This window comes from Mastigocoleus sp. MO_188.B34 (assembly GCF_030065675.1).
Classification (GTDB): Bacteria; Cyanobacteriota; Cyanobacteriia; order Cyanobacteriales; family Nostocaceae; genus Mastigocoleus.
The window spans coordinates 32524-49852 of sequence record NZ_JASJDK010000032.1 but is presented as its reverse complement, the minus strand read 5'-3'; the positions used below and the strand labels follow the sequence as shown (position 1 = coordinate 49852).

General features: G+C 36.6%; 11 protein-coding genes. 5 read left to right on the top strand and 6 right to left on the bottom strand.

Going from position 1 to position 17329, the window contains the following annotated elements:
* Positions 1-32: 32 nt before the first annotated feature.
* Positions 33-1907, bottom strand: coding sequence for a mechanosensitive ion channel family protein (locus tag QNJ50_RS10435; protein WP_300634992.1), 1875 nt, complete (start codon positions 1905-1907; stop codon positions 33-35).
* 734 nt (positions 1908-2641) lie between these two features.
* On the opposite strand from QNJ50_RS10435, the gene QNJ50_RS10430 reads away from it, so the two are divergent.
* Positions 2642-4081 carry an SLC13 family permease gene (locus QNJ50_RS10430; RefSeq protein WP_366914247.1) on the top strand — a complete coding sequence of 480 codons (1440 nt, stop codon included), beginning with the start codon at positions 2642-2644 and terminating at the stop codon, positions 4079-4081.
* Between the two features lie 176 nt (positions 4082-4257).
* On the top strand, positions 4258-5430 hold the full coding sequence (locus QNJ50_RS10425; protein WP_300634990.1) for a glycerate kinase: 1173 nt from the start codon (positions 4258-4260) through the stop codon (positions 5428-5430).
* A gap of 29 nt (positions 5431-5459) precedes the next feature.
* On the opposite strand, the gene QNJ50_RS10420 is transcribed toward QNJ50_RS10425, so the two are convergent.
* The 4 genes from QNJ50_RS10420 to QNJ50_RS10405 all read right to left on the bottom strand — a co-directional run bounded on the left by QNJ50_RS10420 (position 5460) and on the right by QNJ50_RS10405 (position 9604).
* The gene (locus tag QNJ50_RS10420) at positions 5460-6731 is read right to left on the bottom strand and encodes a serine hydrolase (protein WP_300634988.1); all 1272 of its coding nucleotides are present in this window, start codon (positions 6729-6731) and stop codon (positions 5460-5462) included.
* 28 nt (positions 6732-6759) lie between these two features.
* A complete protein-coding gene (locus QNJ50_RS10415) occupies positions 6760-8103 on the bottom strand; it encodes a serine hydrolase (RefSeq protein WP_300634986.1) in 1344 nt (447 codons plus the stop codon).
* A 664-nt stretch (positions 8104-8767) separates the two neighbouring features.
* Positions 8768-8947, bottom strand: a complete 180-nt coding sequence (locus QNJ50_RS10410; RefSeq protein ID WP_300634984.1) for an ABC transporter C-terminal domain-containing protein — start codon at positions 8945-8947, stop codon at positions 8768-8770.
* 336 nt (positions 8948-9283) lie between these two features.
* Positions 9284-9604 (bottom strand): threonine dehydratase, encoded by a 321-nt coding sequence (locus QNJ50_RS10405; protein WP_300634982.1) that lies wholly within the window; start codon positions 9602-9604, stop codon positions 9284-9286.
* Positions 9605-10343: 739 nt separating this feature from the next.
* Here QNJ50_RS10405 and QNJ50_RS10400 point away from each other — a divergent pair.
* Both QNJ50_RS10400 and QNJ50_RS10395 read left to right on the top strand, forming a co-directional pair.
* A complete protein-coding gene (locus QNJ50_RS10400) occupies positions 10344-11360 on the top strand; it encodes a sulfate/molybdate ABC transporter ATP-binding protein (protein WP_300634980.1) in 1017 nt (338 codons plus the stop codon).
* 310 nt (positions 11361-11670) lie between these two features.
* Entirely contained in the window at positions 11671-13002 is a 1332-nt protein-coding gene (locus tag QNJ50_RS10395; protein WP_300634978.1) for a glutamate-5-semialdehyde dehydrogenase, read from the top strand.
* 868 nt (positions 13003-13870) lie between these two features.
* Here the strand turns inward: QNJ50_RS10395 and QNJ50_RS10390 are convergent.
* A complete protein-coding gene (locus tag QNJ50_RS10390) occupies positions 13871-15943 on the bottom strand; it encodes a prolyl oligopeptidase family serine peptidase (protein WP_300634996.1) in 2073 nt (690 codons plus the stop codon).
* Positions 15944-16665: 722 nt separating this feature from the next.
* Between QNJ50_RS10390 and QNJ50_RS10385 the strand changes: the two genes are divergently transcribed.
* The gene (locus QNJ50_RS10385; RefSeq protein WP_300634976.1) at positions 16666-17286 is read left to right on the top strand and encodes a hypothetical protein; all 621 of its coding nucleotides are present in this window, start codon (positions 16666-16668) and stop codon (positions 17284-17286) included.
* The last annotated feature ends 43 nt before the right edge of the window (positions 17287-17329 follow it).

Here is a 17329-nt window from a genome sequence, read left to right as displayed (position 1 = left end):
CCCTTACAGTTAAAAATCATTATTAATAATTACTAATTGTTCCTCGTCCCTCCTTGTGCAGTTACTAATCTAAGGACGGGAGAATTTTCTAAATGTACAGATTGATGGGGAGCAGCAACAGTAATATTTTGCTTGTCAAAAGCATACTTTAAACGGCGACGAAACTCTCGAGCAACAGCAAATTGTCTTCCTGGTTGGGTTTTAAACCATAATACTAATTCTGTCCCATTGTGGCTAATGTTATTGACACCTAAAAGATTAACTGGGTCAATAACATCAACTTTCCAGACCTCATCATGTTGCATTTGGCAAGCTACACTTCTAATCATTGCTAATGCTCGATCTATATCTTCTTCCAAACCAATTTCTACCGTAAAAACTATCCGCGACCAATCTTTTGTCAAATTGCGTACCGTCGATATACTATTGTTGGGAACTGTGCTTAAACGTCCTTGTGGATCGCGAATTTGCGTCATACGAAGATTCATGTTTTCAACGACCCCCGCAGTTGTTCCAACATCAATAATATCTCCAAGGGCAAACTGATCTTCAAGCAAAATTATAACGCCGTTAATAACATCTCTAATTAAACTTTGGGAACTGAAGGAAAGAGCAAAACCAATAATCCCTGCACCTGCTAGAATAGGAAAAATTGGAATATTTAACTTTTCAAGTAACCATAAAACACCGATAAATATCCAAATGAAATTCATGGCACCTTTAAGGGCATTACAAAAAGTTGTAAGTCGTGAAATCTGTCTTGGAGAGGTGCTAGATATATGTAAATGTGAATCTACAAATTTTTTGAATAAGTAGTCTGTAATAACTTCACTAAATTTGATGATTAAAATGGTGCCAATAATAATTGCTAATAATATAGGCTTAGTTAGTAACCAATCTTGTAGCCAGCGCGTAAAAGGAAATAACCCTGCAATTTGAGCTAAACTTAGTACCCAACCAGTAAACAAAGTAATTACTAGTAACCATCTTTTTAAGTTGTTAATATTTACTTTACGTTGCCAAGCCAACTTTTGCTCGCAGTAAATCATCATTTGTGCGGCTTTTTGCTCTTTATCCAGTGCAGTTTCTCCTCCCGCACTTGCAGATTCAACTTCTTCTCTGGGCTTTTCTTCTTGGAGTTTTCGCCATTTTTTAAGCAAGCTTTTGTACCAAGCAGTTAATATTAATGTAAATACAACTATTCCCGAGAAAATTCCTCCAGAAACTAAAGCCTGACTTTGTAAAAACTCTGGTTGGCGTTCTCTCTGCGCTTGAATTAATGCTGGACGAATAATTCGAGCAAAGCGTTGGGCTAGAGATGTGACAGGAACCCCATGTATTTGAGCATCCAGTTCGGTAACAGTCATCAGAGTTTGCGTTCTTTCCCGATCGCGTCGATCGCCAACTAAAATTACTACTCGGTCTTCATTCCTGGTGACAGTAACTCTTAAAGTTCGGGGGTTGAAGGGTCTAGCAAGAATTTCGGAAATATTCTCCTCATACATGTTCACTCGCACTTGTAATGGTGAAATGCTATCTTGAGTCGAATTGGTAATTGTTCCTTCTCTAGCTGCAATATGGAAGAGTTGTCTTCCATCTAAAGTAACTGGAGCGTAAACAATATTTCCTTGACTGGAAGAAGAATTATTCAAAATGTTGGGAGTCGCAATTTGTCCAAAAGCTGCAGAATCAGTATTCAGAGTCAGAGCAAATACTAAAAAGCTAATTAATACAAAACCTTGAATAGAATTACCTAAAATAGAAATTTGTCGCGAAAAGTACAGAATTTGACGATTTATTGACCCTAGCAATTGATTAAACATATCGATATCGATCGCTCGATCCATATAAATAACTATGTATACACCCGCCTTCGGCAAATATATCACTACCAGTTGCTGTCTCAATAACTTTTTTCCCCGATGGTAGTTTTAGTTATTTTAAGCAAGGGACAACCAGGAAATTTGTACGCGATCGCAAATTATAGCCATAGTAAAATCATGTGGTATACGAAAAAATGTAACAAATCAGAGCTTCTGACTTATTGCCTGGTGTAAAGAGGTTAATCTAATATCTTGGGTGGTATTCCCAAATAAATATGACCATATTGAATACGTGAAATTTATCTGGATAGATGTTGAGAAATATGAAGTAGATTTTATTAATTTACCAGTGCGATCGTGGAACGGAAAGCAATAAAAATATACTCCTACATCAATACAAAAGAAACTGTTATTCTTTTATTCTGACAAAGTAAATAGCTGTATTCAGTAAAGCAACTGACAGCGCATATATATTATGTAGCATTACTGTAATCAATATTTAAGTATCTTCGAATAACAAAATAAAGCTAATTATAAGTTTGCGATCATAACTCTTTCTCTTAAGCTGGCAGATTTTGAGCTGATTTCATATATTGCTTGGTAGAAGCTTGATAATAAAACTTATATAGATTCTGACTGTCAAAAGCAGCACTTAATTATGAGAATTTTCTCATTTTTTTCTTACATAAGATTCATCAACACCAGTTTAAATAGAGGTTAATCAGGAGTTAAGTTTAAAATTTTAATCCCGGAGTTGGCTAAGAAATCAATTTAAGGGTTATGACAAAAGCCAACAAAATAAAGAAGGAGGTGTCAAAGTGATTGCCATCAAAACAAAACCTTTGGGTAAGATTTTACCATCCTTAAAAAAGGGTGGGGTAAGAACCTTCTTAATTCCAATAACTTTAATCTTAATATCAGGGATAGGGGTTTTAGTACCCAGTACTTTATCTACACAGGGTCGTCTGGCAATATTTGCTTTCCTGTTAGCTGCAATATTATGGTCAACAACCTCAATTAATACAGCTTACGTTGCTTTAGGATCGGTCATTTTCCTGGTTTTTACAGGTGGAATTTCTCAGGAACAGCTTTACGGAGCCTTTGCATCCCACGTTGTTTGGTTAATGATTGGTGCCTTTGTTTTAGGAGGTGCCGTGCAGAAAACTGGTCTGGCAAAACGGTTAACTGAAATTGTGGTAGCACGAGCAAATACCGTTGGTAGCCTATTCTGGTTATTAACTACTGTATTGATTCCTCTTTCTTTCTTGATTCCTTCTACTTCTGGTCGGGCTGCTGTGACTGTCCCTATATTTCGTAGTATTGCAATCGCAACGGACGATAAGCGTATTACTCGTGCCCTTGCTTTGTTAATGCCGACGATAATCTTGGTTTCCACGATAATTTCTTTTGTGGGTGCAGGCTCTCATTTAGTAGCTAATGACCTGCTACTACAAATTACTGGACAGCAAATTTCCTTTGGTCAATGGATGCTTTATGGCTTACCTTTTGGAGTCATTGCTAGCTATATTTCCTGTTGGGTTATTATGCGTTTGTTTTTAAACAAAAGACGCCTACATCAAAAATTAGAGGTTCAGCAAACTTCACAAAAACCTCTCACATCTTTAGAAATTAAAACCCTTGTAATTGTCTTACTGACAGTTATTCTTTGGTTAACCCAGAGTTTCCACGGATTGGAAATTGCCACTGTGAGTATTTTCGGAGCAATGCTGCTCACTATGCCTAATTTTGGAGTAATAAAGTGGAAGGATGGAATAAATTCCGTTTCCTGGAACCTGATTATTTTTGTCGGTGCTGCTTTAGTCTTGGGACGGTCCTTAATTAGTTCTGGAGCCGCAGAATGGATTATTGGTCATATTTTTGCTCTAACTGATATTACTACAACCAAATCTCATCTGGTTATTTTCTTGTTACTGACGATTATCTCTTTAACATCTCATTTTTATATTACTTCCCACACCGCCAGAGCAGCTGTTTTGGTTCCTCCTTTACTTTATTTGGCTACTAGTTTGAATCTTAGCCCAATAGCAGTATTATTTCTCAGTACTTTAGGTATGGACTATTGCCTCACTTTCCCTGTCAGTTCTAAGGCTTTGCTAATCTATCAGGAAATGGGTGGAGAGGCTACTTATAAACCATCAGATTTACTTCGTCTCAGTGCTGTACTGATTGTGGTCCATTTTGCTCTAATGATCTTGTTCTATTACACCTACTGGAATTGGATCGGTTTATCCCTTTAATTACAACCGATTGATTCTAAAAGATAAATTCTAATTAACTATTGAAAAGGAAATTATTCCAAGTAACAGATATTTCAAATAAACAATCACAAATTCACTTTAAAATTCAAATTTAACTTCAAATCTACATTCCTTAACAAACACTAGAAAATGGCTAAAAGCCTTATTGAAGAACAATGACACTAAAAATTTTAATTGCTCCCTCTGGATTTAAAGAAAGTCTTGATGCTGATCGAGTCGCTAACTGTATCTCCACAGGTATACTCAAAGTTTTGCCTAATGCTCAAATATTCAAAGCTCCCTTAGTTGATGGTGGTGAAGGCTTTACTAAAGCTTTAGTGGAAGCTACAGGAGGGACTTTACATCCTATAAGAGTCACAGGACCTGTAGGAAAACCAGTAGATTCTCATTTTGGTTTTCTTGGTGGTACTAGCCAGAAAACAGCGATTTTAGAAATGGCTGCGGCTGCTGGATTGCGCCTCGTTCCCCCAGAAGTTAGAAACCCTCTAGCAACCACAACTTATGGTGTTGGTGAGTTAATCAAAGCAGCTTTAGATGCTGGTGCGGAACGTATACTAGTTGGTTGTGGAGACTCTGGTACTAATGATGGTGGTGCTGGAATGGCTCAAGCCTTGGGCGTGAAGTTGCTTGATGAAACAGGAAATCAAATCGGATTTGGTGGTGGTGAATTAATTAAACTCAAGCATATTGACTTATCAGAGCGCCATCCACGCCTCTCTGAGGTACAAATTGATGTAGCCTGTAATTGGCATAATCTTTTATGTGGTGAAAAAGGTGTGGCGAGGGTTTTTGGTCCCCAAAAAGGTGCATCACCAGAGATGGTAGAGCAAATGGCTTCCGCTCTTGATCGCTACGCCAGTGTTATCAAAGCAGATTTAGGTCTTGATGTCCGTGAAATGCCGGGTAGTGGAGCTTCTGGTGGCTTGGGTACAGGCTTACAGGCTCTAGTATCTGCCAAGCTATACCCGCGTTACGAAATTGTTATGCAATATTTGGAACTTGACAGTTTACTTCCAAAAGTAGATTTAGTGATTACTGCTGAAGGTTGTATTGATTACCAAACTCCCCGTGGCAAAATTCCTGCTGAGGTGGCTCAGAGAGCCAAACGCTATAATCTACCAGTTATTGTGCTAGCTGGAACAGTTGGTCAAGGTGCGGAGAATAATTTGCAGTATGGCATCGATTATTTTGCTAGCATTTTAAATTCTCCTTGTCTTCTGAGCGAAGCCCTGGCTGATGCTTCACGTTTATTAACTGATGCAGCAGAAGGTGTAGCACGCTTACTTTTAGTCGGACAGCAATTTCAGCATTTCCCAGCCCTAGGATAAAAATCACAGAGTTTTATCAGTAGGAAAGTTTATTTTCGTTCTGCAAGCAGGGATAATACTCCAGTGTAGGTCGCAAAAAATTTCGATTCATCTAAGGATGCATTCTTATTATTCCAAGTAGCGACTACACAGTAATTTTTACCGTTTTTCCCTTGTAACCAACTTGTAAGACTTAAAACTCCAGGTTCGGAACCGCCTTTAAATGCAATTTTTTCCCAATCATTAGGATTCGCAAGTCCAGGATTAACCCCCATTAGTGGTAGGTTTTCAACTTCTTTAATTGCTCTACAAAGCTCCTCTGCAGTAAAAAACCACTCCAGACTATCAATCGCAACAGGGTTAGTCCCCTCAAATTCCCTAACATCCGGAAGTGGAAATTTTGCTAGTTCGACTAAAAGCGATTTACGTTTGGCTAAATTAGCTTTGCGATAATCCTCGAGTAATTTACGATTTTGGGAACCTTTTAAAACAAATAGTTCGCGGGTTGTGAGAAAAGGACGATTGCGAGGCGAAATCAATTCTAGTGAATCTTTTCCCAGCAAATTGATTAAAATATCTGTTGCTGTGTTGTCACTTACAGATATCATCAACGTTGCAAGAGTTTGTATTGTTAGTAGCGAACCATCTGGCCAATTCTGTAAAATCCCTGAAGGTAAGCTTTTGGATTCTGCATTAAATGTGACCACATCACTCCAAGAACGTTTTCCCAAAGTAATTTCCTGCTGGAGTGCTTGGAGTACGGCTAGTTTGAAAGCTGAACCGACAGCAAGTGGATTGTTACTATTAAGTTCAGCTAATGTTGATTCATCTTCCTTGACTAAAAAACTGACTTTACCCGGTAAAGCCTTAAATTCAGCCAATGCTTTTTCTAGACTAGCAATTTTAAGGTTAGGGGCTTGAAATAATAATCCTGTGATTTGTTTTTTTGAATTTAAAACTATTTTTGTCGGGACAGAACCTTTACTCAAAATAATCAAATAGTCATTACCATTTTGTTTGACTTCTTGATAGGTTCCCAGTTGCTTTTTAATGTCCGCAATTATCAACGTTACTTGCTCGACAGGAATCTGATTCACAAAAATGGGTGCAAACCAATAAGATTTGATTTCTTTTGCAGTAAATAATCGCTCGAGTGCTGTTTTGGGAGAAACCGTTTCCGCAGAAGTTTTATTTTGCACAACAGTTTCAGCTAAGTGCTGTGGTGGTAAATTTACTACTGCTTTTGCTGAATCGGGAAACAGTAAAGACCCAGAAAACCAAAAAATGGCAGAAAAAATAGTCAAACAGAGACGGGAAAACATTTTTTAGCCCAATGGTTACTAATAAAGCTTACTTTCTGTTTGCAAGAACAGATAACACTCCTTTATAGAGTTTAGAAAATTTTGACTGTTCTAAAGGTGCATCCTTATTATTCCAGGTAGCAACTACACAGTAGTTTTTACCATTTTTTCCCTGTAACCAACTAGTGAGGTTTAAAACTCCAGGTTCGGAACCACCTTTAAATGCAACTTTTTCCCAATCCTTAGGATTAACCATTCCCGGATTAATACTCATTAACGGTAAGTTTCCGACTTCTGTCATAATTCCACATAATTCTTGGGCGCTAAAAAACCACTCCACATCAATAGCAACAGGGTTTTTTTCCTCAAATTCGCTAATAGTAGGAAGTGGAAGTTTAGCAATTTCAGGTAAAAGTGACTGACGCTGAGTTTCTGTCCCTTGACGATAACGATTGAGCAACATTCTATTTTGCGGACTTTTTAAAACAAAAAGTTCTCGAGTTGTGAGAAAAGGACGATTACGGGGTGAGGTTACTTCTATTGCTTGTCTCCCAAGCAAGTTTATTAAAGTATCTGTCGCTGTATTATCACTTACAGATATCATCAAAGTCGCAAGACTTTTAAGTGTTAAAGGCGAACCATCTTCCCAACCATGCAAGATACCAGATGGTAAACTTTTCCAGTCTGGTTGAATTGTTACGATCTTATTCCAGGAACGCTTATTCAAATCAATTTCTGACTTGAGTGTTTTGAGAATAGCAAGTTTAAAAGCTGAAGCGACTGCAAGGGGTTCCGTACTGTTGAGCTGAACTAATATTGATTCACCTTCCTTAACCAAGAAACTAACATCACCAGGTAAAGCATCGAATTCAGCCATCACTTCCTTCAATGCTTTATCTTCAGAATTTAGAGATTGATTAACTTCAGTTGCTGAAGATTTATTTACATCGGGTTGCGGAGATTGATTAACACCAGTTTCTGGAGATTTATTTTGACTGGGTTTTAAAGGTTGACCAACTTCAGTTTCCACTGAGCGATCGACCTCGGGTGTTACTGTTTGGTTAATCTCTGTTTCTGGTGATTGAGTATTATTCGTTTTGGTAGATTGATTAACCTCAGTTTCTGAAGATTGATCAACCTTGTTTTCTGGAGGTAGATCGGCTGCAGAGTTTGGAGATTGGACAAATAATCTTGCTTTGGGAGATGTCTGAGCAGCCAAAGTTAAATTCTGAGGAGTTAAATTCTGAGGAGTTAAATTTCGAGAGGTTAAATTTTCCGCTAAATGCTCTCCTGAAAACTTAGTTTGTGCTGAAGCAGACTCGAGAAAGACTAAGAATATTGGAAAAAAAACGATGGAAGAAAAAGTAGTAATTAAATATCGAGAACAAAACATTAATTTAATATAAATACTATCCCTGATATTACTTATGAATTGATTTAACCAATTAAATTAAATATTTATCTTTTCTAAGATGATTGCTTTAGCATTTTCCTCAGCTTAAAGTTTTGGATATACATTAAGCAACTTCTAAAAATGATTGTTCTACATAATTTGATTCACAATTACTATTAACTAATGGTTTACAGTTAATGACTAGATCCTGGCGGTATATGTCATAGGTCGTAGATTTTCAGTTGTAAATCCCAGTTTATTTTAATAGTCAAACATCAGAAATTACTACAGAACATGTTTTTATTTAGAAGTTCCTAATTGGGGAATTAGCACCATTTAGAAAAAAACATTAAGTTTACAATCAATTCTTCCAAAGAATACCAGCAAATTCTTACTTTGGTAAAGATGAAAAAGGATAAAATCTCATACTATAACTAACTTAAGCAATTTTTATACAGATATTTTTCATATAGCAATCCTAAATCATTCGTGTTAGCCGCATCTAAAGATGAAGGCGTAAGCGTACCGCAGGTAAAAATAAATAAGATTGCTATACAAGTATTTTTTCATGCAATACGGAATATGAATTTCCCTTAAAAAAACTCGGTTTATGGGGAAACCGAGTATGTATTGATATTGCATTTTGTCAATTAAAAATCAAATGTTAAGCTGTATCCTCTTGATTCATCTGGCGTTCTATACTCTCAATAGCTGCGTTTAGAGCTGCTATTCTTGTTTCTAGATGGTCCCGCATTCTTTTAAGAAATGTCAGCTTACGTTCTTGATGAGTCTTGTAGGAAGCTGTTTGACCACCACAGCAATGATTATTCCAAAAAGGAAACATAGTACGTCAATTGAATATATCTCTAATTATATATTGACTCTTTTTTCGAAAAATAGTCAGGTCCTAAAGATAAAAGTCAGAAAGTTATCAATTTGAGATTTTTGTTTCTAAATGTAACAAACAATAGGGATAGAGACGTATTATATTACGTCTCTAATGTTTCAGACTTTATAGAACACCAGAAGACAAACTATCCATATTATCGATAGGATTAATTTTGTTGGTAGTGTGTTACATCTATGCCAATAGCACCCCACAGAATGGAATATTTAATTAATTTGAAATCCTTACTCTCTTATTCAACTCTACAATTTTTGAGATGAAGTTCAGATATTTCTAGTTTTTGTTGACTTTTTGAGCCATATCCATGAAATAATCCATATCAGTTCTGCGAGGCTTACGATTATTAAAACTACTCCTAGCTGTGTTCACTGTGTTTGTTAAATCTTTAACGCTTGATGTGGTATCTATTGTTGGTTTAACATCTTGTGATTGTTCGGATTCGACAAAGTATTTAGTTTCTGAAGAAAAGCCGAATAATTTACCTATAGAGCTAAATCTTTTGCCGAAAAAGCCCGAAATACCTCTAAATAAAACAGATAAAAAACTTCCCAGACGAATGAAAAAGTTTTGAAAGGTTTGATTGAGACGAGACATATCGGACGCCTCCTTTAGCCAATTTACATTTGTACACCTAATAAATATATTATTACTGGTTTGTGCCGATTAAACTTACCTGCAGGGGTAATCCTGTCGTCCTAAAGAGGTAATTTAATTTTTAATTAGGCGAAAAAGAATATGTTTACTTTAAATGTGGAAAAATAATTGTCAGTATTTCAGAGCTCAATCAATAACAAAGCCCAGTAACCTTGAAAAAAGCAACCGGGTATATGTAATAAATTTATGGCTGTTACATACTTAAGTAATTAATCTATCTTTGTGTTTCAATTTATTCCAGGTCAATTTTTACCAAAAACCAGTTTTTGCACGAAGACCACAAATTAACTCTTAGCTCTGTTTGTATTTGTAGTTTTTTTATATGTAAGTAGGTTAGTAAGAAAAATCATAACTTGTTTGTAATAGCGCTTTAGCGCTAAAGCGCTACTACGAGCCAAATACGAGTATTTTATATTTCTTTACATAGTTTACTTTTTTCTTGCCTACTTACCTTAGTGTTAGCAAAAACTTATTAGTAGTCCTAGAGATTCACAATCTAGGAACTAACTCTACCAACATCACACAACACTATTTAATTATTCAAATATTTTTGCTTTGTAACAAAAAAAGCATTAAATCTATAACAGCGAGTCATTTAATCGAGTAACAATAATATGGTATATGTAAAATACAGTATCCCTACCAACAAACCGTAGATTAATTCCGAGGTGCTACAAGCGTGGGCATAATAGTAGAAAACGTATCCAAGCAGTTTGGAAGCTTCAAAGCTGTTGATAGCGTTAGTTTAGAGATTGGAAGTGGTTCGCTTGTAGCATTATTAGGACCATCTGGTTCGGGTAAGTCTACATTGTTGCGCTTGATTGCTGGTTTAGAATTACCCGATAGCGGCAAAATTTTACTTACAGGTAAAGACGCTACTTATCAAAGCGTTCAAGAACGAAACATCGGGTTTTTATTTCAGCATTACGCTTTGTTTAAGCATATGACCGTGCGTAAAAATATTGCTTTCGGTTTAGAAATTCGTAAAGCACCAAAAGCTAAAATTAAAGCGCGAGTAGAAGAATTGTTAGAGTTAGTCCAACTGAGTGGGCTTGGCGATCGCTATCCTTCCCAGCTATCTGGGGGACAAAGACAAAGGGTAGCTCTAGCAAGGGCTTTAGCACCAGAACCAAAAGTATTACTTCTAGACGAACCATTTAGTGCTCTTGATGCTAGAGTTCGTAAAGATTTAAGAGCATGGTTGCGTAAATTACATGATGAAGTTCATGTTACTACAGTTTTTGTTACCCATGACCAAGAAGAAGCAATGGAAGTTTCCGATGAAATTGTGGTTATGAATAAGGGACGAGTAGAACAGATTGGTACCCCAGCAGAAATTTACGATCGCCCTGCTACAGCTTTCGTAATGAGTTTTATTGGTCCGGTAAATGTATTACCCAGTAGTTCCAATATATTTCAAAGTAATGGCTTTGATAGCGCCCATCCAGAAATGTTTTTACGTCCCCAAGATATAATTGTGGAAACATCTCCCAATGGAACTACAGTTGCGGCTCGGGTAAGTCGTTTAATCCATCTAGGGTGGGAAATTCAAGCAGAATTGACTTTGGATGATGGACAAGTTGTCACAGCGCATTTAACCAGAGATAGGTTTGACGAGTTAAACTTACAACCACAACAAAGGGTATATGTCAAACCCAAGGATGCAAAGTCTTTCCCTTTATATTTTTCTATTTAATGAAAAGACCTCATTAAGCTTTGTGGTATTTTTCCTGGATTTGACATCTTTTGAGGAACAAGGACTTATGCACTCATAACAATTCGGTGTTTGGGGTTACTACTTCACACCCGGAAGAGCTTTGCTAATCCTAAGTCACAATCACTTTAATTCCGCTACTACAAGAAAGATGGCGATAAGCGCAGCTAGCGCAGCGCAGAGCCTGCGGCGTCGGCGGAGCCTCTGGTGCAAGCATCGCGGCGGCAACAACGCCATGTGCAATACAATCTAGTCGCTAAGATAATATAAGATTGCGCTCCGATTCATTGTTATGATTGTTTCCCATAAAAACTCCATCGATTTAATAAACGTTGCTAAACAAACAAGACTAGCAGCTATGAAATTAGCTGTTTTGTCAACAGAACAGAAAAACCAAGCCATAGAAGCTGTTGCTAGTGCTTTAGAATCTGCCAAAGATGAGATTTTATCTGCAAATATTGCAGATTGTGAAGCCGCAACTAAAGCAGGAATTGCTAAGCCACTTTATAAACGTTTACAGTTAGATGAACACAAATTAAGAGACACAATCACTGGAGTCAGGGATGTTGGTAAACTTGCAGATCCAGTTGGTGCGCTACAAATTCACCGAGAAATTGATACTGGCTTAGTTCTTAAACGGGTAACTTGTCCCTTGGGTGTTTTGGGGGTAATTTTTGAAGCCCGTCCGGAAGCGGCAATCCAAATTGCATCTTTAGCCATCAAATCAGGTAATGGTGTAATTCTTAAAGGTGGAAAAGAAGCAATTAATTCTTGCGAAGCAATAGTTAAAGCAATCAAAAAAGGATTATCACAAACTGCTGTTAATCCCGATGCAGTGCAACTTTTAACTACTAGGGAAGAAACCTTGGAATTATTGAAGTTGGATCGATACGTAGATTTAATAATTCCTCGGGGTTCGAACTCTTTTGTCCGATTTGTCCAAGAAAATACCCGCATACCTGTTTTAGGTCATGCTGATGGTATTTGTCATTTATATGTAGATGCAACTGCAGATATTGATAAAGCTGTAACTATTACTGCTGATTCTAAAACTCACTATCCTGCGGCTTGTAACGCGATTGAAACTTTATTAGTTCATCGTTCTATAGCTCCACAATTTTTACCAAAAGTTGCAACAATTTTGCAAGAATTAAATGTGGAATTGAGAGGAGATGAACTTACTCGTAATATTTTGTCAAGTAGTTTTTCTAATATTAAAACAGCAACAGAAGAAGATTGGGAAACAGAATACAGCGACCTAATATTATCCATTAGAATTGTTGATACTCTGGAAGATGCAATCGCTCACATTAATGATTACGGTTCCAAGCATACTGATGCGATCGTCACTGAAAATAAAGAAGCAGCAGATACTTTTCTTGCTTTAGTAAATGCAGCCGGAGTTTATCATAATTGTTCTACCCGTTTTGCTGACGGTTTCCGTTATGGTTTTGGCGCAGAAGTAGGAATTAGTACTCAACAAATGCCTCCAAGAGGTCCTGTTGGTTTAGAAGGTTTGGTGACCTATAAATATCAAATGCGTGGTGATTCTCATATCTGTGCCACATATACCGGTGCAAACGCTAAAACCTTCACCCATCAAGATTTACCAATTGATGCTTAACTATTGACGAATAAATAATTACCAATTACCAATTACCAATTACCAAAAATAAAAAGTCAGGAGTAAGGATTAACACTAGTTAGGAGTTTAGGGTTTAATCACTCCAGTCATCGAGGTTATCAATCTCGGACTATCCTTACTCATCACTATTAGAGCTTGAAAGGAGTCAGATTTGCGCTAAACAGAACGTTTTCAGCCAATGTGGAATCCCAAAGGGAGGCGCAATAACTAAGATTGCTTATGCCAGCCACAAAAGAAGAGCGTTCATCGAATTGGAGAGAACGTTGAGGCAATGAGCATAAATTAATTTACTCAATTAATTACATTTAAGCAAACTAAATAATTTAGAAAAGAAAAATAGGAAATCACTTATATTTTGCCTATTTACCTACTAAATTTTCACCTCAAACAAATTCAAACCTAGTTGCATTTTGGTAGTTGCTTACACCTCTGATTAAGCCCATTAAATACATTAATGCATACATTAACTGATAGTAAAAAAATGATGTTGCCAGTTTGGCAGTTTTTTTATGTCAATAAATTATGATTTTTTTTGTAATATATTTGACTACAAACTTGACAAAAGCACACCCAACTATATTTGTAAAAGTGTTTTTTATTGCTTTAAAAATAAATATTTTTCCCTAGTTATTTTGAGATAACAATATATAAGAAAATTTAACATGGAGGTTATACTATTGATTATCAAAAAATCAAAAATCAACTTCATAATTGAGAAGAAAAAATTATAGGGGCGATGTTTCAAGAGTTTTTAGTTTTTAATTCTCAGTGAAAATATCTTGAAAAATCACCCCAAAGGATCCTACAGGTTAATTATTTTCCAATTTTGAGTGGGTAAACTAAACCCTTAATTAACTTGTATATCCAAGTTTTTTACCAGGAAACCCCATTTATCTGCAGCTTCTGCAATAATTTTAGCCGTTGGTTTACCTGCACCATGTCCGGCTTTGGTTTCAATTCTAATTAATACTGGTGCATTCCCGGTATGTGCTGCTTGTAAAGCTGCTGCAAATTTAAAGCTGTGTGCTGGAACCACCCTGTCGTCATGGTCAGCAGTAGTAATTAAGGTTGGGGGGTAAGAGGTACCAGGTTTGAGGTTATGTAGTGGCGAGTAGCTATACAATACTTTGAATTCCTCAGGGTTTTCTGGGGAACCATATTCTGAAATCCACGCCCAACCGATGGTAAATTTATGGAAACGCAACATATCCATCACCCCAACTGCTGGTAAAGCTGCACCAAATAGATTTGGACGTTGAGTTATGGAAGCACCGACTAGCAAACCACCATTACTACCACCGGCGATCGCTAATTTCTCAGACTTTGTGTATTTATTTGCGATTAACCATTCAGCTGCAGCAAAAAAGTCATCAAAAACATTTTGTTTATTCAACTTCATTCCTGCTTGATGCCATTCTTCCCCGTATTCACCACCACCCCGTAAATTGGCGACTGCGTATACTCCTCCCATTTCCATCCACACCAAGTTATTGACGGAAAAACTAGGAGTAATGGAAATATTGAAGCCACCATAGGCATAAAGTAAGGTAGGATTATTGCCATCTAATGTAATACCTTTCTTATAGGTAATAAACATTGGGACTTGGGTACCATCTTTGCTCTGGTAAAAAACTTGTTTAGTTTCGTAATTTTCCGGGTTAAAATCTACCTTTGGCTGACGAAATAGACTACTTTTCCCAGTAATCATGTCGTAACGGTAAACAGTTCCGGGTGTAGTAAAACTAGTAAAGCTATAGAAAGTTTCTGTATCTTCAGGTTTTCCATTAAAACCACCCACCGAACCAATTCCTGGAAGCTCTACTTCCCGGATAAACTTACCTTGTAAATCGAAAATTTTAACTTGACTGCGAGCATCTTTGAGATAATCAACAACAAACCAATGGTTAATAATCCCAGCACTTTCCAGCGTCTCCTCTGTTTGAGGAATTATCTCTCGCCATTGATTTCGATCTCTAGGATTTTCAGTGTCAATTGCAATAATTCTTCCCCGTGGCGCATTTAAATCTGTACGCAAATAAAAGATGCGATCGCTATTATCAATAAAACTGTAATTAGCATGAAATTCGCTAATAAGTTCTATAACTTCACTATTTGGATCGGTTAAATCTTTATAAAAAAGTAGGTTTTTGGGATCGGTTCCCAACCAAACTGAAATAATTAAATATTTTCCATCATCGCTGACTCTACCACTAAAACCCCATTCTTTTTGGTCAGGACGCTGATAAATTAATACATCTTCCGATTGTGGAGTTCCTAAGCGATGGTAATAAAGTTTTTGATAATAGTTAACATCTTCTAATTTAGTTTTTTGATTCGGTTCATCATAACGGCTGTAGAAAAAACCTTTGCTATCAGGAGTCCAGGATGCGCCGGAAAATTTAATCCATTGCAAACTATCTGATAAATCTCGAACTGTTTCAATATCACGGACTTTCCATTCTTGCCAATCAGAACCGGAACTGGATATACCGTATGCTAAAAATTTACCATCATCACTAATTGATAACCCAGAAAGCGCAACTGTCCCATCTTCTGAAAGTTTGTTGGGGTCGAGTAAAACTTGGGGTTCGTCATCAAGATTCTTGAGGGTGTAAAGAACGCTTTGATTTTGCAGTCCGTTATTCTTAAAGTAAAAATAGCGATTTCCCTCTTTAAAAGGGACGCCGTATTTTTCATAGTCCCAAAGTGCGGTTAAACGTTGCTTAATTTTGTCTCGCGCTGGGATTCCATTAAGATATTCAAACGTAACTTGATTTTGAGCTTCCACCCAAGCTTTAGTTTCTTCCGAATCTGGATCTTCTAACCAACGGTATGGATCTGCAACTTTGATACCATGGTAGTCATCAATTTGATTTCCTTTACGGGTAGATGGATAATTCAGATGTGTTCCTAAAGACATATTCTCAAATTGGGAAGGTACTTTTAAATGGTAAGGTAACTCTTTCTTTTGATAAATTGGAACCTTAGAAGCTAAATTTGATGATGTATAAAAATAATTGTTAGATGTTAGTTCAACTAAAGTTTTTTCAAAATTCGCATAATTTGCCTGTGTTATGACAGCTAAAAATACAGCGAAAGTGAGTATATACATCCTAATTACTTTAATTTTTATCAATATTTTGCCCCCTATTTGCAATCTCATATTCTTTATTCTTCATTTCTCACAGCCTTTTATCCGCAAGTGTAAAAAAACTTCTGGGAGTTTTCCGAGATAAATTTTAGTTTGAGGGGTAAATTGTTATCTTCACTGATGCAAAAATTCCAGTACTTTATTTCCTATTTATCTTGCAATTATCCTTCCCTTTAAATCAAAATATGGCTCTGGGCTAAAGTATCATTTACTACTTCAGCTCACTATGTATAAAAGTCGAGTAATACCGCTTTCATATTATGTTTGTCCTCCCGTCCAAAAAGTAATATTTCCATTCTTGTTGCTCAACAAATATCACTTTTGGGTCATGTGGCGTTAAGTAAACAGTAAACAAAATCATATAGACGATCGCTAGTCGAGGTGAATTGATACGACCTATTTCAATCTCTAATTGTGATGCAATACCGTATGAGAAATGACCAATTTTATCTAATATCAGTAAAAGGTGAATTTATCTAAGACAAAAGAATATGCTCGATTTGAGTTGCGGCTTAATAGTTTATGCAATAAATATTGACGAGCTGGCTTCTATTTACGGTTCTGGTAATGAAAAATTGATTTCATTGGTACAAAAACAGTGTCATAACAGGATAGTAAAATATAACAGGGAATTTAGCCTGTTAATTGAGCATGGTGCGCCTTCTTTGCTTGAAGCTTTAGCAGAAATTATTCGAGGAGAAGCTTTAAATCAAAAATATGGGGCTATATATGCTTATGCGATCGAGCTTTATTGTGAGGTTTTTCAAGAGGACTTTTTGAATAATGCGCCATTTTATCCCTGTTCCTACAAATGGCTACAGGAAGTAGATTTTGCTCTTGAAGAACTGGGGATCGTTAAAGAATTTCGACTGGTAAAATTGATTGATGGTTCTTTACCTTTACCAATCCCATCTGTTCAAGATCTCCCTGCTTTTGGCTACATCACAACTAACATTGCTTATCAAGCATTTGAGGAAATCAAAAACCAGGACTATATTGGCGCAGATAATACGATTACAGAAGCAATTGGTACCATCAAGCAGTGGCTAAATTATGTGGGAAAAAGATTTGATAGTTCTGCTCCGGTGGGTTTAGTAGGTTTTTATCATTAATCATTTAAGTTCGTTGATTCAATATTATTAATTCATATAATTG

What these genes read in the sequence shown, in the direction of transcription:
- QNJ50_RS10425 (WP_300634990.1), top strand. Translation starts at nt 4,258, where the DNA reads ATGACACTAAAAATTTTAATTGCTCCCTCTGGATTTAAAGAAAGTCTT.
- QNJ50_RS10420 (WP_300634988.1), bottom strand. Translation starts at nt 6,731, where the DNA reads ATGTTTTCCCGTCTCTGTTTGACTATTTTTTCTGCCATTTTTTGGTTT.
- QNJ50_RS10415 (WP_300634986.1), bottom strand. Translation starts at nt 8,103, where the DNA reads ATGTTTTGTTCTCGATATTTAATTACTACTTTTTCTTCCATCGTTTTT.
- QNJ50_RS10410 (WP_300634984.1), bottom strand. Translation starts at nt 8,947, where the DNA reads ATGTTTCCTTTTTGGAATAATCATTGCTGTGGTGGTCAAACAGCTTCC.
- QNJ50_RS10405 (WP_300634982.1), bottom strand. Translation starts at nt 9,604, where the DNA reads ATGTCTCGTCTCAATCAAACCTTTCAAAACTTTTTCATTCGTCTGGGA.
- QNJ50_RS10395 (WP_300634978.1), top strand. Translation starts at nt 11,671, where the DNA reads ATGATTGTTTCCCATAAAAACTCCATCGATTTAATAAACGTTGCTAAA.
- QNJ50_RS10390 (WP_300634996.1), bottom strand. Translation starts at nt 15,943, where the DNA reads ATGTCTTTAGGAACACATCTGAATTATCCATCTACCCGTAAAGGAAAT.
- QNJ50_RS10385 (WP_300634976.1), top strand. Translation starts at nt 16,666, where the DNA reads ATGCTCGATTTGAGTTGCGGCTTAATAGTTTATGCAATAAATATTGAC.